Here is a 1,088-nt window from a genome sequence, read left to right on the forward strand (position 1 = left end):
GGCGGCGCTTCGGTGATGCCGCCGCGCAGGCACAGTTCCAGGGTCTGGATATAAGCGGCCACCGAGTAGACGTTTCGCGCATCGTAGTCGTAGCGCTCGATCAGGCGAAACAAGGGATCGTGGCGAATCTGGCTTTCGTAAAGTTCAGCCATCTGATCCACTTGCTGCTGCAAGCGATCCCTGGCGGCATCGAAGGTCTTTTCCCAGGCTGCGCGCGCCGCTTCGTCGTAGCGCTCGTCAAGGCGCGCGATCAGGCTCTGGGCCTTGTGCTCCACCTGTTCGGCGCGTTCGCGTGCGGGATCTCCGAATATGGGCGGACTGCCAGCTTCGCTAGGCATTATTTCCCAGCCCGCATTCGGTCTGTCGGGAACAAAGTCGTCGGCCGCTTGCTTGCAGAGTTCGCGCAGGCGCTTGAGGGTTTCCGAGGTGAAGAACTTGTAGTGATTGGCGGGGTCGGCCTCGAAGGCCTGCCGCTCACGCACCCAGCCCGCGCGCTGGTGATTGATTTCCTGCACCAGGCCAACCGGATCCGGCAGCACCACCGCCAGCACCCCGTTGGGCAAGTGCTCGCACTGGGCCTGAACCCGCACAAACCCGCGCAAGGCTTCAAGACGGTGATTGCGGGTGCAGAATCCGTGCACGCTGTTGAAGTCGCCTGCCGTGGGCGAGGCGTACTCCAGCACTTGCTGGTCGACCTGCAGCGCGTCTTCCGTCATGGCGATTCCCACACTGGCGGGATCATTGCGCGCCGCTTTCAGGTCGAGCTTGAGGAATCGCGGCTCGAGCGAGGTCTTGTCCTGACCGAATCCGATTTCATAGCGATGCAGCACGCTTTCCGACCACGGGTCGCTGGAAAAGGCGATCCACGCCTCTGAATGACGTGCGGTGTTGATGTTGATGAACGAGGCAGGGGTAACGTGGTCAGCCTTGATGCACTTTTCGCTTAAGGGCTGAGGCTTGGCGCGCGGCATGGCGAAGGGGTTGAACTGGCGCAGCGCGCCTTCAGGCGTGACCTGGTAGGCCTGCCACAGCGCTTTGTCCAGCAGCACATACAGATAGCCCTGGCGCAGGGTGCGCGGTTGATCCAG

Annotated in this window: 1 protein-coding gene; it reads right to left on the reverse strand. The window is 62.1% G+C overall.

Features of this window, described 5'->3' with window-relative positions; genetic code table 11:
- On the reverse strand, positions 1-1,088 hold a 1,088-nt coding region (locus tag KYC_RS29790; RefSeq protein ID WP_043519430.1), incomplete at both ends, for a T6SS effector BTH_I2691 family protein.

The sequence above is a fragment of the Achromobacter arsenitoxydans SY8 genome, assembly GCF_000236785.1.
Classification (GTDB): Bacteria; Pseudomonadota; Gammaproteobacteria; order Burkholderiales; family Burkholderiaceae_B; genus Achromobacter; species Achromobacter arsenitoxydans.